At 44.8% G+C, this 25,534-nt stretch carries 12 protein-coding genes and 1 other RNA gene; 6 read left to right on the top strand and 7 right to left on the bottom strand.

All coding sequences use genetic code 11. From position 1 onward, the window contains the following. The 5 genes from B3A20_RS08385 to B3A20_RS08365 form a co-directional block, all read right to left on the bottom strand. The gene (locus B3A20_RS08385; protein WP_290763505.1) at positions 1-2,283 is read right to left on the bottom strand and encodes a hypothetical protein; all 2,283 of its coding nucleotides are present in this window, start codon (positions 2,281-2,283) and stop codon (positions 1-3) included. Beyond that, positions 2,280-3,602, bottom strand: a complete 1,323-nt coding sequence (locus B3A20_RS08380) for a FecR domain-containing protein (RefSeq protein WP_290763502.1) — start codon at positions 3,600-3,602, stop codon at positions 2,280-2,282. The genes B3A20_RS08385 and B3A20_RS08380 overlap by 4 nt, the downstream gene beginning before the upstream one ends. Before the next feature lie 89 nt (positions 3,603-3,691). Then, a complete protein-coding gene (locus B3A20_RS08375; RefSeq protein ID WP_290763499.1) occupies positions 3,692-4,018 on the bottom strand; it encodes a stress response translation initiation inhibitor YciH in 327 nt (108 codons plus the stop codon). 139 nt (positions 4,019-4,157) lie between these two features. Continuing rightward, positions 4,158-12,824 carry a cadherin domain-containing protein gene (locus B3A20_RS08370; protein WP_290763496.1) on the bottom strand — a complete coding sequence of 2,889 codons (8,667 nt, stop codon included), beginning with the start codon at positions 12,822-12,824 and terminating at the stop codon, positions 4,158-4,160. Positions 12,825-13,105: 281 nt separating this feature from the next. Further along, positions 13,106-18,952 (bottom strand): cadherin domain-containing protein, encoded by a 5,847-nt coding sequence (locus tag B3A20_RS08365; protein ID WP_290763493.1) that lies wholly within the window; start codon positions 18,950-18,952, stop codon positions 13,106-13,108. 225 nt (positions 18,953-19,177) lie between these two features. On the opposite strand from B3A20_RS08365, the gene ffs reads away from it, so the two are divergent. Next, positions 19,178-19,274: signal recognition particle sRNA small type (gene ffs / locus B3A20_RS08360), an RNA gene on the top strand. 155 nt (positions 19,275-19,429) lie between these two features. Then, entirely contained in the window at positions 19,430-20,053 is a 624-nt protein-coding gene (locus B3A20_RS08355; RefSeq protein ID WP_290763490.1) for a histidine phosphatase family protein, read from the top strand. Here the strand turns inward: B3A20_RS08355 and B3A20_RS08350 are convergent. Continuing rightward, positions 20,050-21,168 carry a DUF5683 domain-containing protein gene (locus tag B3A20_RS08350; protein WP_290763489.1) on the bottom strand — a complete coding sequence of 373 codons (1,119 nt, stop codon included), beginning with the start codon at positions 21,166-21,168 and terminating at the stop codon, positions 20,050-20,052. The genes B3A20_RS08355 and B3A20_RS08350 overlap by 4 nt on opposite strands. Positions 21,169-21,400: 232 nt before the next feature. Between B3A20_RS08350 and B3A20_RS08345 the strand changes: the two genes are divergently transcribed. From B3A20_RS08345 to B3A20_RS08335, 3 genes are all read left to right on the top strand, one after another. Further along, positions 21,401-21,934 carry a CinA family protein gene (locus tag B3A20_RS08345; protein ID WP_290763486.1) on the top strand — a complete coding sequence of 178 codons (534 nt, stop codon included), beginning with the start codon at positions 21,401-21,403 and terminating at the stop codon, positions 21,932-21,934. Positions 21,935-21,975: 41 nt separating this feature from the next. Then, positions 21,976-23,076, top strand: coding sequence for a recombinase RecA (recA, locus tag B3A20_RS08340; protein WP_290763483.1), 1,101 nt, complete (start codon positions 21,976-21,978; stop codon positions 23,074-23,076). A gap of 209 nt (positions 23,077-23,285) precedes the next feature. Then, positions 23,286-24,074 (top strand): hypothetical protein, encoded by a 789-nt coding sequence (locus B3A20_RS08335; protein ID WP_290763480.1) that lies wholly within the window; start codon positions 23,286-23,288, stop codon positions 24,072-24,074. Here the strand turns inward: B3A20_RS08335 and B3A20_RS08330 are convergent. Then, positions 23,994-24,980, bottom strand: coding sequence for a hypothetical protein (locus B3A20_RS08330; protein ID WP_290763477.1), 987 nt, complete (start codon positions 24,978-24,980; stop codon positions 23,994-23,996). The genes B3A20_RS08335 and B3A20_RS08330 overlap by 81 nt on opposite strands. Positions 24,981-25,060: 80 nt before the next feature. On the opposite strand from B3A20_RS08330, the gene B3A20_RS08325 reads away from it, so the two are divergent. Beyond that, positions 25,061-25,504: a hypothetical protein gene (locus B3A20_RS08325; RefSeq protein WP_290763474.1), complete on the top strand. Its 444-nt coding sequence runs from the start codon at positions 25,061-25,063 to the stop codon at positions 25,502-25,504. The last annotated feature ends 30 nt before the right edge of the window (positions 25,505-25,534 follow it).

Raw genomic sequence — 25,534 nt, 5'->3', positions numbered from 1 at the left:
CTAGAAATCGTAATTGACTGAGATCAGCCCGTAAATGTCTCTGTAATCTTCGGACTCATTGTCCGGACGGTAGTTGAAGAACGCTCCCGAAGTCAATTCAATACCAAGCCGTTCCGTCACCTGGAATTTCAAGCCAAGGGAAAGATCCAAGTCCATTTCCATTTCGTCCATGTCCTTGCCATCTTCTTCACGGCTCATGAAATTCTGACGAATGCTTCCATGCAGCATCAAATCCAGGAACCCGGGATTTAGCTGGATTACCGCATTGTCCATGAGATTCCATTCAAACTCGCTCATTTCGTCACGGTTATAGACTCTGAATCTCGGCGTCATAGAAACCGTATTGCGAATCCGCTCAACCGTCGTCGTAAGGGAAATCGGATAACGCGCATCCAGATAATCACCGCCATGGAAGTAATACCCAAGGATGCCATAAGTTTCATCAGAAAAGTCAAAGCCATTCAGCAGGTCATCCCGATTAAACTTCGACATATCGGTACGGTAAGTCCAGATGCCGCCAACTTTCAAAACATTCTTTGGGAAACGAATCGTTGCAGAAAGTTCAAACGTCTGTTTCAGCAGTCGTTCTTCAAACTGCGTTGCCAAATATTCCTCATTTTGCAAAGCGGCATACTTAGCCCAGCGAGCAGAGTCTATCTGAATCGTTCCGTCTTTTGTTTTCACATCAATCGTAGGATTACCCTTTTGAGCGTCAAACCAGGAATCCGAATAAATTCCAGACGAAGCAATATAATTACCATGAAGCCTTTGCGGAGTGCTACGCGTACGATAATTCAACGCATAGCGAGCCATGACCTCAATGGAATCGCGAACCTTAAAGGAGTTCTTCAAGTCAAAATCGTGAATATAGAGAGTTCTAGATGCATCCTGTTCGTGCCGTTCCAGCCAATCGTCATCAGCGCCTGGCAAAAGTCCAAGTTTGGAACCTTCGGCAAGACCAAATACGTTATACGCATCGCCATGTCCAGACGCATTTTCGACATTCAGTTCATAACCGAAATTCAATTTCCAAAAATCCTTGATACCCTGCTCCAACTTGGCCCCTAACTGGCGAGAGTTCTGCAACAAGTCCGGAGAGCCAGCACTGTAAAAGTTACGGCCCACAAAGCGGAAGTATGCATCAATCATCGTTGAATTCTTTTTCCAGTTATATGCACCAGACAAAGCGAGATTTTGAGCAGTCCATTCCGTCGGATCGCCTTTATTTTCGTCACGATGTTTTTTCAGAGCGTCTTGGGCAATCTTTAAAATGCGCGAAAGTTCCGCCCGCATTTCACTCACGTTCATGTCCGTATTATCGCCAAAAATGAGTTCCAGCTCTTCACGGCTCATTCCATTCACAAGCGAAGAATTGTTCATCAACCGACGCAACTGGGCAAAACGGGAAACATCAAGGCCAGCCTCTTCAAAAACCGCATTCACGGCGCGATGAGCCACAACATTCACTGTGTCTGCGCCACCAAAGCCAATTTGTACGTTATACGAACCACGCCCACCAAGAACCTTTCCATTAACTTCGCCAAAGAAAGACTTCGATGAAAACATCGGACTAGAAAGATTTACGTTATCCTTTGTTCCGTCACGCAAGAACGGATCATCCAAATAGTCCTTGCTCCCGATAAAACCAATCGTGGCATCAAAATTTTCTGTAGCATTCCAGAAAACCTTACCGCCAACCAGCATCGTCTGCGCTTCAACGTCATCAAGACCGATATACTTATTGTACTGGTCAGGATCCCTTTCATAAGGCAGCTTGGGAGCGCGGTTTTCACCACCAAACACGCTAAACACAAGCAGAGGTTTAGCCGTTCTATTCAGATACAAGTTAAAATCATAGCTTGCACCAAGCAAATCAAAGCCCGCAAGCGACAATTCCCCACCCGAAACATACATGTCGCCCAAGACAAGCTTCTGCATGTGGTCTTCGTAAGAAGCTTGTACGAACTTCGGGTCAAAACGGTTCCACTTATCGCTAGACGCATCCAAAGTAAAATCAATTTTTTGCCCCGTCGGAGATTCCATCTGGACATAGGCATTCCACGCCCCGAAGATTCCAGGAACCTGAAAATAGTTTCTGTACTTCTTGCCCGGGGAAATGGAATCATTTCCGTTCACATAAACTTCTTTCGTTTCGTTCTTTTGAGTCACTACGGAATGATACCCAAATTCGGCAGAAACAGAACCATTAACCGTCCACGTTGAATCTTGTGCCAAAGCAGGAATCGCACAAACAGATGCTAGAGCGAATTTACGAAAAATCATTTACCAGCCCCATAAACCTTCGTCGCCTTAACTGCATAACCACTCTTATGAATCACTTCCACATCAAAGCGGTTCTTGTGGCCTCTCTGCAGTTCCACAGGAATCTGGTAGTCCAGGTTCTGAATTTGTGACAGGCGTTCCTGCAAAATAACCTTGCCGTTCTGGCGGACAGTCACCTTGTTCAAGAAACTCGGATCGTGCTCCGGCACGCGAATCTGAAATTGCAAAATCTGCGTGATAACATCATCGGCACCTGGAGGTGCAGGAGGAATATCAACTTTTTCATTGCGCTCTCCGAAAATTTTGACAGAGAAGGGCTTCATCGGATAGCAACCCAATGTTTTCTTAACGCTATTGCGGCCTGCATCGTTTTCAACGACAAATTCATATTCATGAACACCACTACGTAAGGCAACGCGCCTAGACATGTTGCGCTTCAACGCAACCTCTGATATCGGAGTTCCATCCATCAAAGCCGACAAGCGGGCTTCGGTTCCCTTCTGCACATCAAAAACACTGATATTTGCGACACAACGCAAGGAGTCGTAAGAGGAATACTTGATTTGCGGGATTTTCAAAGCCGTAGCCATTGCGCTGTCCGTTGCGACCGGCACGGCCGCCGCGGCCTTAGAGGCAATCATTTCCTGATAAAGGGAATCTGCCTTTATCACTGCAGTCTTCAAATCTTCCAAAGAAAGCGTAGAATCTGCAATAATTTTGTTCAGCAACTTAGCAAAATCCATATCACCAGAAGACTTGAGTTTCAAAACTAAAAATTCACCTTTACCGATAACAGTCTCGCCAGCGCCAATTTCAAGGGAATCCCTATTTTTCGGCTGAATAAAAAGTTTTCCATTTTTCAAACCCGCAAAAAAAGCATAGTCATAGCCACCGATGAAGCCTTCCGTACCACGAATCGATGCGGCTGCGGTTCCTGTCTCAAATTCAACTTTCTGGTCTTTATTTTTTTGAACCTTAAAGCCCATGTACCCCTTGCGGATGATGAAATTTCCGTCACCATCCTTTTCTACAACATCGTTAATACTAACAAGGGAATTTTCACCAATGGTGAGCCTGCTCAAGTTGCTCTTCAATGTAAGCTCGACATCCCCGCCATCCTCGGTTTTAAAGCAATTCAGAACCTTAAGGCTCGTATGAATTTCCACAGGGGTCATTTCCTCTAGAGCACAGCTTCGTTCACCCTTTTTGGCATCATGAGCGCTTTCAATAGTTCCAATCTTTTTATTTCCTTGGGCAAACACGCTTGAAGAGCTCATCAAAGCAAACAGCAAGCAAGATAAAGACAGATGTTTGAGCATACGACCACTCCATTTATTCTCTTACAATAAATTTACTTTTTCTTAAAAAATATAGTAGCAACAATTTGCAAATGATGACATAAAACACGTCAACCGCCAGCAAGTTTGACGGTATAGCCCTTTTTCTCAAGTTCGGTCTTGAGAACGTTACGCTTGTCGCCCTGAATTTCGATGTTAAAGTCTTTGACTGAACCGCCCACTCCGCACTTTTGCTTTAGTGCACGAGCAAGGTCCTTGAGTTCATCTTCGTCCATCGGTACGCCAGATACCACGCTAGCCATTTTACCGCCGCCAAGGCGTTTCAAGGAAATTCGTACTACACCATCCCCCTGTGGGCGATTTGCCTTCGGCTTTTCTTCCTTGATTCGGCCAACACCACTTGCAAATACTAATGTGGAACGTTCTTCGATACCCATATAAGACCTCTTTTTTAGTAAAAAAGATAGTTAAGTTTTTTGGGAGAGTTACTAGATACTAGTTGATTGTAGATTGTGGGTGTGAAAAAAAATCCCGGTCAGCTCGTGCTGATCGGGATTCTGCGTTAAGCGTTAGACTTTACTTCTTGGAATCTTTCTTTTCTTCCTTTTTAGAAGAAGAGGAGGCTTTTTCGTTTCCGCGAAGTACCGGACGACGATAACCAAAGCGCTTCAACATTTCGTCGCTGGACTTCAGCACGTCACCAGCCTTAGACTTGGCAACCGGCGGAACTGCGCAACGCAACTTCGAACGGATATCGACCTTGGTTTTCACGATATACGGACCTGTACCATAGAGACGTCCAGACTTGTCTCTCAATTCACCGTTTATATCCGGTTTCATTTCGAAGAACATCTTTACGAGACCAGCCTTGTCTACGAAATCAGGATCATCAATATCATAATCATAACGGTACTTGTCTACGAACTGGCCGCCAGTCGTGTAGAACCAGAGTGTCACGCGGGCACTTGTAGAATAAAGTCTTGCCCTGCTGTAATCCTTGCCGAGTTCTTCACGGAATTCCGTAGAGCAGTACTTTTCAACGTATTCCTCGACGGACATCTTTTCACTATTATCAGCATCAACACCTTCCAGCGGAATCATGTTGCCTCCGACAATGATATCGTCCAAAGTCGCAAGACCACCAACTGCGCTTACAATCGGCAACTTCATATCCACCGTGATTGTCGGACCGATATGGCCTTCGTAGCCAGGATACGGCTCCTTGCCCGAGCCTTCCTTGGACTCATTAGCCATGCCCTTGATAACTTCGGACTCCGTTTGGGTCTTCGGATTAAGGATGCTTACCGCATACTTCTGATCTTCTTCCGGCGGATTGCTTTCGTAGTACTTGTTGACAGAGTCAATAGACACGATAACCATCGGCTCTTCGAGATTGATATTTACATCCTTAGCCTTCTTCATCATCACATTGATTTCGGCGATAGTCTCATTACCGGCCTTGTCACGGTAAACGCGCTTGATGACATTCGGCCCCTTTTCAAGGCTCTGGAAGCTCAAAGTATCCTGCTTGACGCAGTTCTTTTCATCACCGTCAATAGCGACACACCATTCAACATCCACGTAGTTTGCATAAACCACATCGCCATCAGACGGAGTGAGAATCTTGACAAGCGGCTTAACCTTGTCGAGCACCATGAACACAGACTTATCTGCAGAGTTGCCATACTTGTTGGTGTAAGTGTAGGTTACGAGATAACCTCTGTCACCTTCATCGTTAGCGACAATCTTGCCCTTTTCGTCAATGACGTAAGAGACCGTAGACTTGTTGCCTTCGACACCCTTCGCATCGTAGGTCACAGTGAAGGCACCCACGCCAGTCTTCAAATCAGCATTTTTCTTCTCTTCCTTTGAAGAATCCTTGCTGCTAGACGACTTCGGCACGTCATACATCAAGTTGCCTTCGGAATCCCCGTAAAGGATTTTGCCAGTTTCTGCATCAGCCTTATAGGAGACCACAACCTTTTTGCCCTTGACATCGACAACCTTGGAAACTTCAATCACGACAATATCGCTCTTTTCACCCGACTCGTCCATAACAGCGGTCTTAATGATTTCACCGTCATTATCGACAAAGTAAGATACAATCACAGAATCACCATTTATAACCTTGTCATAAGAGATTTTCTTCTTGTCGCCAATCGGAGTGGTCTTGGCACTAGACTTCGGGTTCTTTTCAAGAGTAATCTCGGACTTGGAAATTTCAACCATTTCCTTCACAGTCTTGTCAGCCACGGAGATTGTATCCAGGACAACAGTCACGTTGAAAGATTCCTTGTAATGAGAAACAGTATCTTCTACCGTAACCTTCACATCCTTAGTCTTGTTATTCACGTAAATGGAAGAGTCCTTCTTATCTACGCCTTCAACAATCGTATAGATGTTGTCTGCAGAGACAATCGTCTTTGTAGCATCGACATCGACCTTCGGAGCAGCAGTACTGTAACACACTTCGATAGTGTCTGCGCCAGCCACATCCTTGCTCGAATCCTTGTAAGACTTGATAATCTTCTGGCAGCCTTCCTTCAAGGTATCAAGACTCGTCATGATCTTGCCATCTTGGGTCCATTCCACCTCGATGACTTCCTGGTTCGTGTAGATTTCCTTGTTCGGCTTAATGTACACAGAATCGCCAGCTTCAACACGGGTAATCTCGACCTGAGACTTTTCAATGACGTTACCCACCTTGACAGTGATGTCCGTTGTATCGGTAAATTCGCCATCCGTCACATAGACCTTGATTACGTAGGACTTTTCCTTTTCGTAGTCAAGTTCGCCCTTCAAGACAATATCACCATTGGACTTGATTTCAAACTTGTCATTTTCTTCCACCGGATAGAACTTCAAGTCGTTGAACTTCTTGTTCTTCGTATCCGGATCCTTGGCTTCGACAGGTCCCTTCTTGGTGCCCGGCTTGGAATCTTCCGGGAATGTGAATTCCTGCGGTTCAATCTTCGGCGGTTCGTTCTCGTCAATGACATTGATGACGATATCACCATCAAATTCAAGACCGTCAGCATCCTTGACCGTTACCGTAATCGTAAACTTCTGCATCTTTTCGTAGTCGATGACAGCGCCTTCCTTGACTCGAATTTCGCCATTCGGCTTAACGGTCACATATGGGCTTTCTTCGGCAAGCGAGAAGAGGAATTCGCTTTCGCCATCTGGGTCAGTCGCTTCGATAATACCGATAAGGGTATCAGCCGGCGGATTTTCCTTGACACTGAATTCAGTACTCGTAATCTGCGGAACTTCCGGAACATCCTTCAACGTGATTGCAATCGTCGTCTTGGTGGTAAGCTCCGAATACTTCGTCTTATTTCTATCAGACAAAGCGATTTCCAATTCAAATGTGCGTACCTTTTCCTTTTCGTAGTCAAAATCTCGCAGAGTCTTGATTTTGCCATCTTCGGTAATCGTGAACAAATCAGTATCACCACCTATAGCACTGAACACGTTATCGGTAAACACCTTAGACGTATCAATGTCGTCAGAATAAAGTCTGCCAACCACATAACCTTCACCCTTGTTTTCGTAGAGCGATAAGGTCTTGTTACCCGAAATAATCGGCATTTCGTTCACGTCAACAATGTTGATTGTCTTTTCCACCTTAGCAGTAAGGTTGTCAGCATCCATCACTTCGACCGTGATTTTGTGGACATGCTTATTCGTTTCGTAATTGAGCTTAGAAGCGTCCTTCACAATAAGGCAAAGGCTATCCTTCTTCATTTTGGCATCAAATATGCGGTCTGCATCCGTATTGCCAATATCAGTCACGTAAGCGACAAGAGTAGAAAGCTGTCCCTTGTCTTCATCCTTGACCTGGTAGCAAGCAATTTCCTTACCGTTCGGAGAATTATTATCGACTGTATTTTCTTCAATATCGTAGCTCTTCTTACCATCATCAATAATCTTCGGACCATCCGGATCATCGATCAGGTTAATGGTCACAAGAGTCGTGGCGGTATAGTTCGGGAAACCCTTAGATTCACCATTATCCGTAGCCTTAGCCCAAACCTGATACTGTTTCTTCGTTTCAAAATTCAAGGAACTAGACTTCAAATAAATCTTACCATCTTCAATCTTAAAGGCCGTAGCATCCTTGGAACCAGTCTCATAATCCGAGAGGGCGTACGTGAGCTTGCTCCATGTATCTTCATCATCGGCAACAACAGAGCCAACAAATTCGCCAACCGAAGCATTCTCATGAATTTCAAATACATATTCCTTCTTTTCATAAGTCGGAGCATCGTTCACATCATTAATCTTGATTGTGACATCGACATACGTAGAAAGTGTCGGATCATCACCATCGGTTGCGACAACGCGAACAGAATATTCATTCTGCACTTCATAGTTCAAGATGCTATCTTTAGCCACCTTGATTGTACCGCTTGTTTTATCAATCTTAAACGACTTATAGTCGTCAGCATCGGTATCCGTAGCAGCAAGCGTATAGTTGGGCTTCTTGCAAGTATTGCCACTCTTGCAATCGTCATCGACTGCCACAACAACACCAACTTTAGCATCCTCCAAAGTATTTTCATCAACAGCCAATTCCGGAACATCCGAGAATTCAGGAGTTTCATCGACATCCAGAATATTGACTGTTACAGGAACCTTCTTTGTATACTTCTTATCCGTCACGACAGCATAGAATTCATATTTCTTCTTGCTTTCGTAATCAAGCTTTGCAGACTTGGTAACCGAGATTTCACCATTACTTCCGATATCAAACGGAGCGGCATCAGCGCCTTCGAGCGAGAAATAAAGTGTTCCAAACCTAGCGTTATGAATATCCGGGTCATGAGCTTCTGCCTTGCCCAAAACAGAATCCTTGGCAATGTTTTCGCGAACCGCCAATTCATAAGATGTCTTAGTAAACCACGGTTCTTCGTTCACGTCATTCACACGAATTCTCGTATCCTGCGAAGTCTTATTCCCTTCAGTATCCACAATGGTCAAAGTAACATTGAATACAGCATCAGATTCCAGAGTCTTGTAAAGCGCTTCGAAATCAATGCCTGCCTTAGTCTTGATAACAAACTTGCTCAAGCGATCGCTATCGGTCTCACCCACCTGAACCACTTCGAAAAGTTTTGCAGCATCAATAGCGGCCGTAGCATCTTTATCTGTTATTGTAATTTTCAATTTATCCAAATCGGCATCATCTTCGTCATAGACGACAATCGGCTCGCCAGACAGCACCGTTCCCACATCCACATTTTCGTCAACATCGTACGGATTTGTCAACACCTTGAATTCAGAAGGTCTATTTTTATCCAAGACATTAATAACAATCGTTGCGGTTGTAGACTGAGATGGATTTTCAGGATCCAAAGAACGGTCCATGACCTTTACAACACATTCATATTTTTTCTGCTTTGTATAGTCGAGTTCTTTACCAGCAGCAACCGTAAATGCGCCAGTATTGGGATTAAGTTCAAACGGGAACTCAGTACTGCCCTCAACAGAATTGATTTTTTCAACCTTATAGGTCAGTATATTAAACCCATAAGGATGCGGTAACGAACCATAGGCATTATCCGGGTCCGTGGCATCAACTTTACCAAAGACATCATCCGCACTAGTCCATGTTTCAGGAACATAAATTTCAAGATCTTTCTTTGTTACACCAGTAGGAAGCTTATTCTGGGTTGCTTGAGAAGTTCCTGTAATTGCCGGTTTTTCGTTAACATCAACGACAATAATCTTTCTGTCGATATTAACCTTCACATCTGCACCATCAGCATTCTTTCCAGATGCAACAACCTTGACTGAATATTCAACATTCGGATAAATCGCTTCAAAATCAATAGTGACTCCCGGCTTAACGGTAATAATACCCATCTGGTCATCAATTTCAAAGAGTCCCTTTGCACTGGCGCTAGCCGTTTGGTCAATGTCGTAAGAAATTTTTCCCTTAATCTTGTCCAATTCAGCACGCACGTCTTCATCATCAATGGCAGCGAAATCATCTACTTCTTGACCTGAAGGAGTATTTTCCTTAACAATTGCAGATCCCTTTGTATCAAGATTGATTTCAGGCTCTTTAATATCATCAATTACCACAGTAACTTTTGCATCAGCGGAGAACTCTCCATCAGATACAGTCACATAGAACGTGTATTTTGTCACGCCAGTTTCAAAATCAAATTTATCGTAATTAGAATATAAGCTACCATCATTAGCTACAGTAAACTTTTTAGCAGCTTCAGCCATGTCTCCAGTATTATTTGCAGACATCTTATATGTCAACTTCTTGAAAGAAGCCGTATAGAGGTCTACATCAGAACCTTTTACGTGTGCATATTCAGAACATTCAATGGGTTTATTTTCATCATCCTTATACGCTGCAGCACACAGCGGGCTTCCAGCCGGATAGTGTTCGTTTAAGTAGAACGTTCCTCCCTTTGCAGAAACATTTTCATTGACATCCTTAACAGCAATATTCGTTGTCTTCGAGACTTCATGATTAGCCTTGTCCTTAATAGTGATGGTCGCCTGATACGTCGCATTCCCCTTGCTACTAATGTAGAGCTTTTCGTAATCAAGCAAAGACGCATTCCTTACATTAATCAAGACTGTTCTTGTACCATTAGGATTTTTAGTATCCTTGAGCTCAAAGATATCAGACAAATCCTTTAACGCTATAGTTGCATCAGCGGCACCCGTCAAAGCTCCCGTTATCGAATAGGTCAATACATCGCCAGCATCGGGGTCAAAGACTGTAAACGTACCAATAGATGTAACTGCAGGATGTTCATCCGTATTTTCGTAAACAGAGTATTCTCTTGGCAAAACGGGTTCATCAATAGGTTCATTCACATCCGTAAGCTTCACAGTAATCGTAGCCTGAGCAGAGAGTTCACCATCTGAAACTTGAACCTTCAAAGTCCATGTCGGCTTAGTTTCAAAATCAAGCACGCTACCATCAGTAATAACAAGTTCGTTAGAACCATTGTTAAACTTAAACGGAACACCCGTAGTTATGATGCTGTAAGTCAACGGATCACCGTCAGGGTCTTTTGCAGTTGTAACCTTGCCAACACTCGTACCGCTCGGCCAATCTTTTCCTATATTCGGAGCTTTATCCTGTTTTTCAGCAATAGTAAAGGTCTGGTTCCCAATAGTCGGAGCATCATTTTCGTTCTTGATAGTGACCGTGATCGTAAACTGTTCAGAAGTCTGCGGACCGTTCACAACCTTTGTTTCTGTAACGGCATCATCCGTTACAGTCGCATAAACAACATACTTATTCTTTTGACTGTAATTAATTACAGCACCGCTCTTGACCTTGATCGTAGCGTTCTGGTTACTCAACTTGCTGATTTCAAACAAGTTGTTGAATGCAGCATAGTCACCCTTATTAGTTACCAACTTATAGGTGTATGTATCTACATTTCTTTCGTTAGAAACGTCTGTAATGACAATCGGGCCACCAGCTACAGCATGATCCAATTCATTCACGGTAAAAGCAGCATCGGCAACAGACGGTTTATCGTTAACAGGAATTACATTCACTGTAGCCGTGTATTCCGTAGATGTGTTACCACCAGCAGGGCCATCACCGACAACTTTATACTTGAAGGTAGCGTAATTATTACCAAATTCATTGGCTGCAGCCTGGTACGTAAGTTTGCCAAGATCTGCAACAGCAACAGTTATACCCGAGCCAGCAGAAGTAAGTTTTGTACCATTCAAAACCAAGGAACCCTTATTCGGAAGGCTGGTTATAATAACAGAAGCAAAATTTTGTGTAGCATGCTGGAACTGGAATTCAGCTTTAGCGAACGTATGCTTTTCATCTTCATTAACATCAAATTTAAGGGCAGTCTTAACCGTTGGGAATTCATCGTTACTTACAATGAAAATTTTGTATCCTAAATCAGCTTCATATTCAGATGTAGTTTCAGCACCTTCCAAATCAGAAAGTTGGAACCAAAGTGCTTCGTCAGCTTCAACCAAGCCATCGATCAAAGGCTTTATAGCAATACCTTCGGCTTTTGTCTTACCAGCAGGAATAGTCACCTTCGTTTTGCTAACACCGCAAATCGGGAACGCATGGGTTGCATCCTTAGCTCCGACATCATCATGTCCAGCATATTGTCCATGAACACCTTCTGGTCTATTGAATGCAAAGCAATAATTAAAAGACACTTCTTTTTTGGAAGCTTCGCTCAAAACGATTTCAATAGGTTCCCAAACATCACTTTCCTTTATCTTCTTAGAATTGTTTCCTACAGAAATTTCAATCTTCGGGTCAAACTTTTTAAAGACAAATGTTTCAGCTTTAATTTCGTTACCAACTTTAATTTTTTCAGCAATAAACTGTCCCGCAAAAATCATATTGCGTCCCAGCGTTATTGTACCCCTACTGACAATCGTACCCATAATAGGTACATTATCTGTATTATCAAAATTGATATCCCCATTAGAATAAATCAGCAAGTTGCCGTCATATTCTTTCAGTTCTAGTTCGCCTTTTCCCTGATAGGCCACAACAATTTCAGGGTGGGTTCCAAAATTAATACTATTGGTAAAAATACGTGTAGGCTGCCCCTTAGGACCAGGCATTTGGACAATCAATCGGCTATCATTACTAAAATTAATAGAATTATAGAAAAGGTCACAAATTTGATTTTCAGCGCAATAGTCGCTCACATTAAGGACAGTTCGTCCACTAACATTTAATGTTCCGGACAAAGTCGCCCCCTTCAATCCCGGAACACTCAAATTTGGACGAACTTCAGGAACGTCGGCACAAGCACCCGATTTATTGGTTCCCTGGCACACGGTTCCTCTACTCCTAGCACTGCCAATCCCCCCCGTAGTACGAATAGGGCCAGTTAAGAGATAAGCTCTACGCGATTCAGCGTAGCCAGAAGGAACAGTAACAGCACCACCCACAATAATCGGACCATCAAACCATCCGACTTCATCTGTAGTCAAATCACCCTTAGCAGTACCGACCCAACCTAGCGTATCAGGATCAACGCCTGTATACCCGCTAAAATCGCTTTCGTTTTTACGATCGTAAAATCTGGAATCATAAAATTCAGGTCTGTTTTTGGTATCAATCCCCGTAGTTCCCCAAAGCTTAAAGTTGGAGAGGTAATTCCAGTCGTCGGCACTGATATCTAATGGTGCCTGCGCAAATGTAGACGAAACCACGCCCACAAAGACCAGGGCCGCTGCTTTAAGACTTGTTTTGCCAAACCACATAAATTCTAACGCTCCTTTTGCTACAGCAAATCGTATGCATCCAATTTGCCACAGTTATTCCCCAAACATCCTAATATTTTTTAGAAATATAGTAATGACTTTTATATATGCAATAAGAAATTTTGAAAAAAATGTAAGAAAAAAGTACCATTTTTGCCGTTTTTGGGGAACATAAATCCCTAATATACTTCATGCGTATTATATGACGTTCCCTATAGAACCGGAAAACAAAAAAGGTGGAACCAAAGTTCCACCCTACAATTTATCAACAAGCGATTCACCTATTTATTCACGGGACGCCTATAACCGAAGCTCTTGAGAAGTTCGTCGCTAGACTTGAGAATAGCGTTCTTCTTCTTGTTGGCCTCGTCCTTGCTAATCGGCGGGAGCGTGCAACGGAGCTTGGAGGTCATTTTGACTTCGGTCTTGAAGAGATAGGCGCCCGTACCGTAAAGACGTCCATCATCGTTTCTTACGTCACCGTTCTTATCGGGCTTCATCTCGTAGAAGAACTTCAGGAGTCCAGCTTCGTTCACGTAGTCCGGATCATTGAGGTCGTAATCAAAGCGCGAATGATTGACAAACTCTCCCGTATTCGTGTACACCCAGACATTGACTCTAAGCGTGGTCCAGTACAGATTCATCTTGCTGTAGTCCGAAGTCATTTCCTTCTTGAACTCATCCGTGCAATACTTTTCAACGTATTCGCTAACCGGCATTTTTTTACCGTTCGCAGCGTCCACACCTTCCACGGCGACCATTCCACCGTTACTTACAATGTCATCCAAGGTTGCCAGTCCACCCAGGGCATTCACGACCGGAACTCGAGCTTCAACCTTGAGTGTCGGTCCGAGATGTTCTTCCAGGCCAGGATACGGCTCCTTACCAGACCCATCCTTGGACTTGCCCTTGATACCGACAATAGCTTCTGTTTCAGCTTGTTCCTTGTAGTTATAGAATGTCACGCCGTAAGTTTGGTTATCCTTGGGCGGGTTCTTGTCATAGTACTTTTCGATGGAATCGCGGTCTACAATCGTCACCGGCTTTTCGACATCGATTGCAATCGCCTTCACATTCTTGACCATGACCTTTACAGAATCGCTTGATTCGTTACCAGCCTTATCGCGGAACACACGAACAATCGTATTTGGACCATTGTCAAGGCCCTGCACACGAAGCGTATCCTGTTCATCGCCGTTCACAGTCCATACAACTTCAACGAAATTAGAGGAGAGGACATCGTCCATAGAAGGAGTCTTAATCTTTACGACAGGTCCCTTCTGGTCGAGAACGATAAACACATCCTTTTTCGCGGTGTTGCCAAACTTGTTCACATAGGTATAGCCTACGTTATAGCCGATATTGCCTTCGTTATTCTTGGCAATGTTACCCTTTTCGTCAAGGTAATACGAGACATCGACGGTATTGCCGTTCTTATCCGTGTAGGAGTAAGATACTTTGTACGAACCATTAACATCCTTACCGTCGGCAGAAAGCACAGACTCGCTATCTGTAAGACCCGTCTGGAGCTTCACGCGTTCACCTGTAGACGCATCGGCATAGTAAGAAACGGTCACTTCCTTGCCATCAATCTTAACCTTATACGAGACTTCAATAACAGCGACTTTTTCAGTCTTGCCCGAAGAATTCACTACGGTGCGTTTGACATCTTCGCCCTTGCTATCGGTATAGTACGTAATAGTCGTCTTGATTCCATTGATTGTTTCGGTGTAGGAGTTCTTGGTATAGGACTCGTTTTCACGTGTTGTCGTAATCTCCGAAGATTCCTTCTTTTTACGAGCGACCTTGGTTTCGGCAATGCCCTTGATGTTCTTGAATTCATTCGAAGATACAGAAATGGTATCCAGGTCCAGATTTACAACAAAGGATTTCGAGACCTTGGACGCCGTATCCTTGACGGTCACCTTGATTTCATTCTTTTTGCTATTTACATAGATAGCGCTGTCGTTCTTTGTCGCTTTTTCGACAACGGTATAAATGTTATCTGCAGAAACATCCTTGCCATTTGCAGAGACGGTCACAACCGGAGCTGCGGTGCTGAAGCAAACAACAACGGATGCAGAACCCGGATCATTCTTGGTCGGATCCTTATACGTCTTGGTGATTGTCTGGCATCCCAAATGGAGCGTATCGTCGCTGTACCTCGCCCTCCCATCGGCAGTCCATTCGATATTCACAACCGGAGCATTTGTAAATACGGAATCCGGCTTGATGTAAATGGAGTCCTTGCTTTCGACACGGGTGATGATAACCGTAGACTTTTCGTAGACGTCCTTCACCTTGACAACGACTTTCTTGGTCGAGGTCAATGTCGGATCATCCTTGTCGGTCACGCGAACGTTAATCACGTAAACGGAATCCGTTTCGTAGTCTACCGGCTTCAGGAGAACCACGTCGCCGTTAGACTTCACGAAAACAACGTCACTTTTATCGGTGTTGTCGTATATATTGTTGCGGAAATCAGGATTCTTGATATCAGGATCGTCCTTGTCAGTCTTGACAGTTCCAAAAGGTTCCTTGACGACTTGGTCTTCGCGAACGTAGACCGTATCCACAACAACAGACGGAGCTTCATTCACGTCAACAACCTTGATGGTCACAGTCGTATCGGAGAAGCCGTCATGCTCATCCCTGACGCGAACGCGAATCGAATAAGATTCCTTTGTTTCGTAATCAAGCTTAGAAGCAACCGTAAATTTGCCAGTCACCGGATCCAGCTTGAATTCCTTAGTTGCATTAACTTCCTTAGTGCCATCCAGCACGTGGAAAGTGAACACAATATCCGGGCCATCGATATCTGTCGCTGTAAGATTCTTCTTGAGAACAGAGCCAATGGAATCACTTTCAGAGACTGTGAATTCAATTTCGTCCAGATAAGGAGGTTCATTTACGTTCGTCAGTTCAACCGTAATGGAACCTGTAACAGAAAGATCTTCCCTGCCAGAGGCATCATAGACACGAATCTGCAAGTCATACACCTTTTCATCGGTTTCGAAGTCGAACTTGCGCGTGATAGCAAGGTTCCCCGTTTCCGGATCTAGATAGAAACCCATTTCTTCACAATCCGCACATTCAAACCTGTCATCGCGGAATTTAGCGGCCTTATCAAAGTCATCAAAAGCAAGTGTTGCGATTGTCGCACCCTTCTTGGTATCTTCCGGGAATGTAATCGTTTCGACCGGGTCCACAAAAATCGGCATTTCGTTCAAGTCATTGAGCTTAATGGTAACCTTTGCGGTATCGGTCTGTACCACTTGATTAGCAATACCGGATTCATCAGAAGCAACGACCTTCATTTCATAGACATTCTTCGTTTCAAAATCGAGTACAACATCCTTGCCGACCGAGATGACGCCTGTATTCGGGTCAATCACGAACGACTTGGATTCATCCAGCAAGGTATAGGTGATCGTAGCACCAATCTGCGTTGTCGTAGCGTTGATGGCGTGGTCCATTTTCACCAAGGTTCCTTCCGGAGAATTTTCATCCACAGAAGCGTTGTAGGCGGCATAATCGAACTTCGGGCCGTCATTGACATCCGTCACGACAACCGTGAATTCCATATCATCGTAAAGGTCCGGATAAATATATTCGCCAGTAGTAGCATCCTTGTTATCGTCATGGACTCTGAGCGTCACCTTGTACGTATTCTTCATTTCGTAATCAAGAACAACGCCTTCCTTAGTGTGGAGGCCACCACCCGGAGTCACGTCAAAGACATCGACATCGCCAGCGATAATATCGACTCTGTTTTTAAAGAACGGGCTCATTGCACCAGCATAAGTGTCGTAATCATTATACTTGACCGCATCCGAAGCGAACGTTTCGTTTTCAGCAATAAAAATTTGCTTTTTGTCGGTATCGGCGTAATCGAAGTAAGGTTTTTCGTTCACATCCGTAATGTCAATCGTGAAAGTAGCGTCCGTGCAAAGCAAAGTATTGAACGAGGTTGCCTTGGTATCGCAAAGCTCCACCTTAATCGTGTACTTTGTACCAGCCTTTTTCCATTCTTCGTAATCGAACGGTTCCACACCGGCCTTCATCGTTACAACACCCGTCGTCAGGCCAATTTCGAACAAATCCTGAGCCGTACCACCCGTAATTTCGTAGAAGTAAGCGTCGCCTTCGTTATCTTCGGCCTTGATTTTACCGGCCATCGCCTTTGTTGCATTTTCAGGAACAGCAAGTTTAGTCTTTTCCAAATCCACGAAGTGAGGCGGCTTGTTGTTGGAATCCACAAGCTTGACCAAGAGGCCACCTTCGAACTTGTTACCCGAGATAACGGCACCATTCAAATTCATAATCTTGAACAACATGTATTCATCGCCTTCAATCTTGTCATCATCGACAACGTGAAGCCATGAAGAATATTCAGGAACGGTCGGCTTACGCTCGCCCTTCTTGATAACGATGTGTCTAGACTCGCCAAGATGGCAAAGCGGCATTTTTTGTTCAGTATTAGACTGAGTTTTGGTTTTTACACCGTCCGTTTCTGCGATTGTAATACCCAAGTCAGCAGGTTCGGCAAAAGAACCCGATTCCTTGATATTACTATACGCCCCCCCAGTCGTATCAAGATCAATACCGAAAAACGCAAAGCAATAGTCAAAAGAAACCTCGGTATGTGCGGTATCCGTCAAGGCGAATTCCATGTTATGCCAATAATCCGTTTTTTCCTTGAACTTGTTACCAGCAAAAACGTTTGTCTTGATTTCGGGAGAGTTGAACGGAACGTAGTGGAATCGGCCATTAACATCCGATTCAAACCAAAGCGTCTTACCTGCAATCAACTGCCCAGCAAGATTCATATGATCCTTGATTGTAAATCGACCGGTCGTCATGAAAGTTCCCTGATAACCAATATCAATCATGGCATTCCAGTCTATATCTTTTGTCGTATAGAACAGCAAATTTCCTGCATAAACAGAATCAGCAGGAATAGTTGACAGACTTAAATCAAAATCTTCCCATTTCTTTTCTGTATCATTCCATTTAGCTTCTTTATTGACATAGACAACCCTAATTTTAGTATCATTGGCTGAATTTTCAAAATTAAAACCATCTCTTGAAAAGACTCTTGTCAAACGCCCCTGTTTTTTATTTGCATTATGTTGTGAGGAGGGCATCAAGATATAAAGTTGTTTTCCAGTAGAAGTTCCTCCTTGATAACCAATTGCAATATTTTTTACAAACTTATCATACCAGGTATGTTTACTATTGGCCTCTTCTTTTGTTATTGGCGGGACCTGAATATACTGGATTTCATTCGGATAACTCGAATTCATGATGATTTCATCAGCATTTTCCCAATCTATTTTGGATTCATCTAAGAGAGGAACCGTAAGATTTCTATCCGGCTGAGGAACATCAGTAGGGCATTCAGAATAAGTTCCGTCTAAAGTTCCAGCTAAATAATCAGCGTCTTGCGAATCAGAATTTCTTCTCAAGCCAGGCAAGCCAGGGATACCAGGATTTCCAGAAACTTCTGTAGAGGGTAAATCCCAATCTGCATATATTTTACCACCTGATTTATGAACATTTCTTATAAAGTTTCTTGCAATTTCTGTTGCAACGGAGACATCTGAAGCAAAACGATCTGGAGAATCAAAAAAGACTTGATGTTCGAAGCAATAGGTTCCTTCATATTTGACATTTGTAAAACTATACCAACCAGGAAGAACAAGCCAACCAGCACGAACAGGACCACCAAGTAAGTAATCGTTATCAGCACCTGAATTCGGGTAACTAAATTGCAAATCCTTACCCGATATAATTGGACCACCTAGCGTATGGTCGCCATTATTAAAGATAACCTTATCTTTAGCAGTTCCTGTATAGCCGCTAGTTTCTTCAATTTTAAAATTAATGTTATTGAAAACAACAGAATCAGTCCCCCAGAGCTTATACTTCATAAGTTCGTTCCAGAGGCGCTGGTTTTCATCTTCATCCGCAGGATCAACGCCTTTAAAATAAAGCGGATCCATTTTGACGATTTCGCGATCAACTTCGGGCAAATCATCACCGTCTGCCATAGCAGGAACTGCCAGCCCTAGTGCGGCCGCCAGTGTGCTCAAAAATGTTCTCAAATACAATTTTCCTTTTTTCATAACAGACCTCAACAATTAAGATCTAAAACCTCAAACACCTAATACTGAATATAGTAACAAATATTTAACAGTAAAACATTAGTTACGAAGAAAATACAAAAAACGGGGTAAATTCGACCACTTTTTAAGAGTTATCACACAGTCCCTGTATAATATGGGATAGATTGTTCCACATAAAACACCAAAGGACTTGAAAAAAAAGCGTTTTAATTCTATATTTAAGGTTCCTAGGCCCTGCGCAATGATTATTTGCGGGCAACTCGCCAGGGCGAAAGCAGCAACGGACTTGCGGATCTTTATGTGCTCAGGTAGCCTAGGATTTTTTTATATTGCGCCCGCCAAGGGCGTTTTTTCATTTTAGGCGTGAGGTCGGTTTACGAACCCATCAGCAGCGAGGTCGCACTCCGTGCTTTGAGCTATATTTGGGTACCGAAGGCATGATTAGTTACTCAAAGCAAAGCGAGCTCAAAACCCATTATGATTCTTTGGACGATACGACACACTAAGCCATACAATCCTAACGATGTTTGCTACGGTAGACTGGACTTTGACGTCTCCCACACATTTGAAGAAGAATCAGACAAGGCACTCCAGGCACTCGTTGAAGCAAACGCAAAACCGACACGCCTTTTTTCGAGCCCGCTTATCCGCTGCACCAAGTTTGCAGACAAGGCCTCAAAGTTGCTTGGACTCCCTGTCGAAAAAGAGCCCGCAATTATCGAGCTCAACTTCGGGACATGGGAAGGCCAAAAGCTGACGGAAGTTCCCCGCACAGAGATGCACGCGTGGACAAGCAACCTTCGCGGATTCCGTTTCCCTGAAGGCGAAAACTTTTATGACATTGACGAGCGCGCCGGGAAATTCTTGGACACGCTACCGGATAACGGTGAATTTTTATGCATCACGCACGCTGGAGTTATCGCCGCGCTACAGCATTCACGCTGCGGACTGCCAGACGAGGTCTTTGTTGAAGGAATGTTCACATACGCCATGGTAACGCGTTTTGAATTTACTCGTAACGCAGACGGGATGTACCATGGGACGTTCACGAAGATCCATGATGGCATACAAATGCCTGCGCTCAAGATGGAAAAAGCTTAAAAATCGAGCGACATGACGGCTTGGGCACCCCCGTTTAAATTCGGGAGGACCGCCATGTGCAAGGGGCTGTCAAAATCGCTCAGAAGCGCATCTACAGCGGCATCAGCGATAGAGTATAAGTAAATTAACACGCCGCCCCAAATATACGTATTGCGATTCTTTCGATAGTACGTTACGCGTTCCTGAATGCGTTCAAATTCTTCGGATTTAGGACTTTCTTTTTCGACCAAGTGTTTACGGTCAAGGTAATAATTGACCATATTCTGAGATGTAGAAACACTAGCCACGGCACCAAGGATGCCCATATAAACTAAGCCAGCTTTACCAAAATCACGATTAAATATCTGCCCGCCGCCAGGCAACAAAGCCCAAAGAACCGCAGTTTTCATATCACGATATTCAGTACTGCGATGGTTATTGTTATACCAAATGCCAAAGGTATCGAACATACCATACAAGTGAACTCCGATGAGCCAGGCAACTTCCGCCTTGCGGACATCTTCCTGTTCCATTTTTTTGTCGCTCTGCGCTCGGACGCGCTCTAGGAATTCTAGACGCTTTGCGTGGTACCTGGCAATACTATCGCGGGAGGCATTGTTTTTACGAGCTTCAAGCACCTTCGTCGTGAAATACAGGACAGAATCCTGGAAGGGACGAGCACGGTCTAAAAGCCTATCACGCTGATACGACCTGTTGAAAAAAATGTCATAAATCAACAAGCCCTCGATACCCGTCAAGAACCCGCCACGGACGTAATGCTCCGTGTAGTACTGACCTCCACCGGGAAGAAGGCTAAAAAGCATGGCGTACTTGAGAGAATTGTGCTTTGTCGGAATATCCCATTCGTTCACAGGGAGCGTATCAATTGCCAAAATTCCCGTTTTGCCCTTCACAAGCGGAGTCGTGGAGACTTCGAAACTTTCATCGGCAGGCGGTTCTGGAATATCATCGTCATCGGACTCTTCTTCGGACTCTGCAGCAGCCTCCACAACATTGCGGGTAGAATCGGGCGCACTCCGCTGAACCGAGTCGGAGACAGCAACCGACGCCGCCGCCTCTGCAAAAAGAGACGAACAAAGCACCAAAAGCGCCATTATGAAGGTTTTTGCTATCATTGAGGGCGAATATAGAAAAAAGTTTATACGTGCAACGCTAGAGCAAAGAGACGCAAAGGCTGGAATTTATTTAATTTTTGCGTCACATGATGGAGATTCCCGGTCGGAGCCGGGAATGACAAAATGAGAACACACGTTAGAGATTCCCGGTCGGAGCCGGGAATGACAATTTTTTAAAAATTTTATTAAAATGTCTGTTTTTGACATTTAATGTTTTTAACTTATGGGTGTAATGATGAACGAAACAATCAATATCGAACACGAAATTCACGAGCTAGCCATGAAGATCAAGGAAGAACTGATCAAGCGCGGTGAGATGATGGCGACGGCAGAGTCCTGCACAGGCGGGCTTATCGCATCGAGCATTGTCAACGAAGCGGGTTCTTCTGCGATTTTGAAGGGTGGAATCGTTGCCTACCAGAACGAAGTCAAGCACGAAATGCTTGGTGTCAGCGATGAAATCCTTGAAAAATACGGCGCTGTGAGCGAACAGACCGTAAAAGCCATGGCCGAAGGCGCCCGCCAAAAATTCCACTGCGAATGGGCGGTTGCTACATCGGGAATTGCAGGGCCAACCGGTGCTGAACCGGGAAAACCCGTGGGTACAGTATGGATGTGTGTCGCCAATAGTTTGCAAAATGAAGCTTTTTGCGAAATTTTTGCAGGAAATCGAGGCCAAATCCGTGAAAAAAGCGTGTATAAGATAATGAGCAAGCTTCTTTTTTTGCTGAATAGCCAAAAAAGCACTTGCACAAAAGTTCACTAATTAGTATATTAACAAAAAACAAAGATAAAACGGAGTCTAAAATGGCTAAGAAAACAACAACACCCACCAGCAACCTTTCCAGCGAAAAAGCAAAGGCAGTCGAAGCAGCAATCGCCCAGATTGAAAAGAATTACGGTAAAGGTTCCATCATGGCCCTCGGACAACAGCCGGTCGAAGACATCCCCGTCATCCCGACGGGCTGCATCCAGCTCGACATGGCTCTTGGCGTAGGCGGTTTCCCCCGCGGACGCATCATTGAAATTTACGGACCGGAATCATCTGGTAAGACAACACTTGCTTTGCACGCCATCGCCGAAGCGCAGAAACTCGGCGGCGTGGCAGCCTTCATCGATGCTGAACACGCCTTTGACGCAGTCTACGCCCGCAAGCTCGGTGTCGATATCGAATCGCTCCTCGTATCCCAGCCGGACACCGGTGAACAGGCACTCGACATCGCCGAAACGCTCGTGCGCTCCGGCGCCATCGACATCATCGTCGTGGACTCTGTGGCAGCCCTTGTGCCGCAGGCAGAAATCAACGGTGAAATGGGCGATAACCACGTGGGCCTCCAGGCTCGCCTCATGTCCCAGGCTCTCCGCAAGCTCACCGGCATTCTCTCCAAGTCAAACACCTGCATGCTCTTCATCAACCAGCTCCGCATGAAGATTGGCGTGATGTTTGGCAACCCGGAAACGACCACCGGCGGTAATGCCCTCAAGTTCTACGCCACGCAGCGTATCGACATCCGTCGCATCGCAGCCATCAAGAACGGCGAAGAAGTCATCGGCAACCGCACCCGCGTGAAGATCGTGAAAAACAAGGTCGCAGCTCCGTTTACCCAGTGCGAATTCGACATTCTCTACGGCGTGGGCATTTCTCGCGAAGCCTCCATTCTCGACCTCGCCTGCGAACTCGACATCATCCAGAAGAGCGGTTCCTGGTTCAGCTACAACAACGAACGCATTGGTCAGGGCCGTGAAAACACCCGCCTCTTCTTGAAGGATAATGCCGAACTCTGCAACGAGATTGAACAGAAGATTCGCGAAAGCATGAAGGATGTGGAACTCTTCAAGCTTGGTGAAAATGACGCCGTTGACCTTGGTGAAGACGGCGAAGGCGAAGCTATCCAAGAAGAAGCTTAGTCCGCGTATGCCGACCCTCGTCCCGGAACAAGTCCGGGATGACAGGCCGGGGTGACAAGTGCAAACAAAAACATTTCTTCCTGAAAAAACATAAACCTCGGCCTTTCCTTCAGCCATTGGGATGGGCCGGGGTTTTCTTTTTATACAACTTTACATAACTTTAACTTTATATGCCAACAACTTTCCCATAAATTATCTATTTTAGTTGCATGATTCCAAGCGCAAAATTGGCGATTACCGTCATCTGCATTTCGATAATTCCGTTAATGGCACAGGGGGGCAATAATCACATCTGCCCACACCTCTTAGCCAATTCTTCTTTAATTGTCAATATCGATGGTAAGTTCGTCAACGAAGAGAAAAACAAAACCAAAGTCTCTATCGAATGGCGCCACCATAGCGATGCGCTTGATACATTTTTCGTGAAACTGAGTGACAGCCCATCATTCAGCTACATCACAGCAGGTAAGTACCGCTACATGGAATTCGAGGAAGGCAAGGTCAAAAGGCAGCTCGGGTTGCACCACCTTAGAGAAAACATCGGTAAGACCCCTTTAAAGCTCGACGACCTGGAACTCTTGGCAAACGGCTATTTCAAGTGTCCAGATTCTACGAAAAAAGAACTGACCCCAAACGTGCTTTCAACGGCTGTTTCGAACACCTGGTGGAGCGTCGTTGTCGACACCCTCCCCAATCCTGAAAAAATCGTCATGCGGGGAGCCTCCAAAAAAGCTCGCTATATTTCCGTTACCAACTGGAAATCGTTTGCGGGTGAACTGCTCCCGACGCTTGCAAGTTTGTCTAGCGATGATTACAGCGGAAGCCTTTGGATAAGTTCAGCTTACCCGAAACATGTTCTTGAGACCAACCCGTTGCAAAGGCCTAAGAAACCAAAAATTCTCTTGCCTGTTCCCAAGTTATTTGGAAAAATTGCTGTGGAAGGGGAAAGAAAAATACCCCTTATACTCAAACTGAACAAGCAACTGCTGAGCGAATGAACCGTTGTAGAAACGGCTCTTGTCGCGTTTCCACAGACCCGCTTTCACAATAATGTTACGTAGTCCATCCTTCCATGTGAAATGGGTTCCCAAGAGCATCATGCGGTAGCTTAAAGACTCCTTCTTGACATTTCCGCCGCTGCGCAGAAGCCCTGTCTTAAGATACAGCCCGTCGTAAACGATTGACACAAAGTCCGTCACCGGGAAGCGCCCAAAACTCTGGAGTTCAATGATGTAATCGCGGCTGAACACGGGGATATTTCGCTCATAGTCATAGCTTTTACCTTCGAAATCCGTACTGATGTCAGACAGCACGTAATGGGCGCCCAAACCAATTACACCTCCATGCGGCAAAGAATAACTGAAATCAATGCTCATGTCAAAAAGCTGCGCATAGTCAAAACCCGACATGGACGAGCGCCCCACATTGTCAAAAATGTAGTCGGAATTCCAAGTTTCAGCAATATAGCCCTTGCCCTTCACATCGGTATTGACCATTTCCAAGTTGGAGTTGAAATAGAAGTAACTTTCATAAACAAAATTGAATTCAATTTGCGGATTCACCTTGAACGGACGAAGTCCCATCCCCGCGCGGAAACCACCATAGAACGGAGACACTTCGACAGAAGCATCCATCTTGAGGTATGCCGAAGCAAAGCCAAGCGGGGCACCGTAATTCAGCGGTCCAAGAGGCTCGAGCCATGTATAGCGCATACCCATCGTAGCCTGCGGCACCCACTGTCCCCAGACAATCGGCATATTCATCATGCCGCCCCACGAAAGATTCGGGCCATAGCGAAGTCCGACCAGATTAGACTGGTCCACCCCCATCGCAGCCATACTCACGGAGCCCCAAATCGCGATATTAAGTAAAATAAATTTAAACAAAGCGCTAATCTTATTCATTTCAGTGTAAAATCTAAAAATTATTTAGCTACTTGCGCAATAAATTCTTATTTTGTGGTCATCAAATACAAGGAGATCCAATGAAATTTTCCCATCTGTGCGCACTTTCCTTTGGTGCACTCATGCTCTTTGGATGTACGAATAGCAAGTATTCGTCGCCCGTGCTGATTGAACGCGGCGTCGGCCAGAACGAATACGAACGCGAGTACTTCATTTCCAAGGAAAGCATGGGCATCGACAAGCACTTGCAGAACACCTTCAAGCAGGGTTACATCGAAGAAGGCATGACGACCGACATGGTGAACCTCCTGTGGGGACCTCCCGATCACGAAACCGCCGACGGCATGGTCTGGGAATACTACACGGTCGAAGGCAAGCTCATCACCCGCTTGTTCTGGAAGTATCCGGAACAAGCCCGTCTGAAGGGCTATGAAGCAGAAAAGGTCCTTGACAAGATTGAAGGCGACCGCTATGGTGGATCTCCGGCACCGAGTTCCGCACGCTCTAGCACGTACGACCACTAGTGTTTGACGTTGGTCAATAGTCAGTAGTCA

It is taken from the genome of Fibrobacter sp. UBA4297 (genome assembly GCF_002394865.1).
In the GTDB taxonomy this organism is placed as follows: Bacteria; Fibrobacterota; Fibrobacteria; order Fibrobacterales; family Fibrobacteraceae; genus Fibrobacter.
This window is presented reverse-complemented; position numbering and strand designations above follow the sequence as displayed.

Coding starts and splice junctions, on each gene's coding strand:
- B3A20_RS08385 (WP_290763505.1), bottom strand. CDS start 2,283: ATGATTTTTCGTAAATTCGCTCTAGCATCTGTTTGTGCGATTCCTGCT.
- B3A20_RS08380 (WP_290763502.1), bottom strand. CDS start 3,602: ATGCTCAAACATCTGTCTTTATCTTGCTTGCTGTTTGCTTTGATGAGC.
- B3A20_RS08375 (WP_290763499.1), bottom strand. CDS start 4,018: ATGGGTATCGAAGAACGTTCCACATTAGTATTTGCAAGTGGTGTTGGC.
- B3A20_RS08370 (WP_290763496.1), bottom strand. CDS start 12,824: ATGTGGTTTGGCAAAACAAGTCTTAAAGCAGCGGCCCTGGTCTTTGTG.
- B3A20_RS08365 (WP_290763493.1), bottom strand. CDS start 18,952: ATGAAAAAAGGAAAATTGTATTTGAGAACATTTTTGAGCACACTGGCG.
- B3A20_RS08355 (WP_290763490.1), top strand. CDS start 19,430: ATGATTCTTTGGACGATACGACACACTAAGCCATACAATCCTAACGAT.
- B3A20_RS08350 (WP_290763489.1), bottom strand. CDS start 21,168: ATGATAGCAAAAACCTTCATAATGGCGCTTTTGGTGCTTTGTTCGTCT.
- B3A20_RS08345 (WP_290763486.1), top strand. CDS start 21,401: ATGATGAACGAAACAATCAATATCGAACACGAAATTCACGAGCTAGCC.
- recA (WP_290763483.1), top strand. CDS start 21,976: ATGGCTAAGAAAACAACAACACCCACCAGCAACCTTTCCAGCGAAAAA.
- B3A20_RS08335 (WP_290763480.1), top strand. CDS start 23,286: ATGATTCCAAGCGCAAAATTGGCGATTACCGTCATCTGCATTTCGATA.
- B3A20_RS08330 (WP_290763477.1), bottom strand. CDS start 24,980: ATGAATAAGATTAGCGCTTTGTTTAAATTTATTTTACTTAATATCGCG.
- B3A20_RS08325 (WP_290763474.1), top strand. CDS start 25,061: ATGAAATTTTCCCATCTGTGCGCACTTTCCTTTGGTGCACTCATGCTC.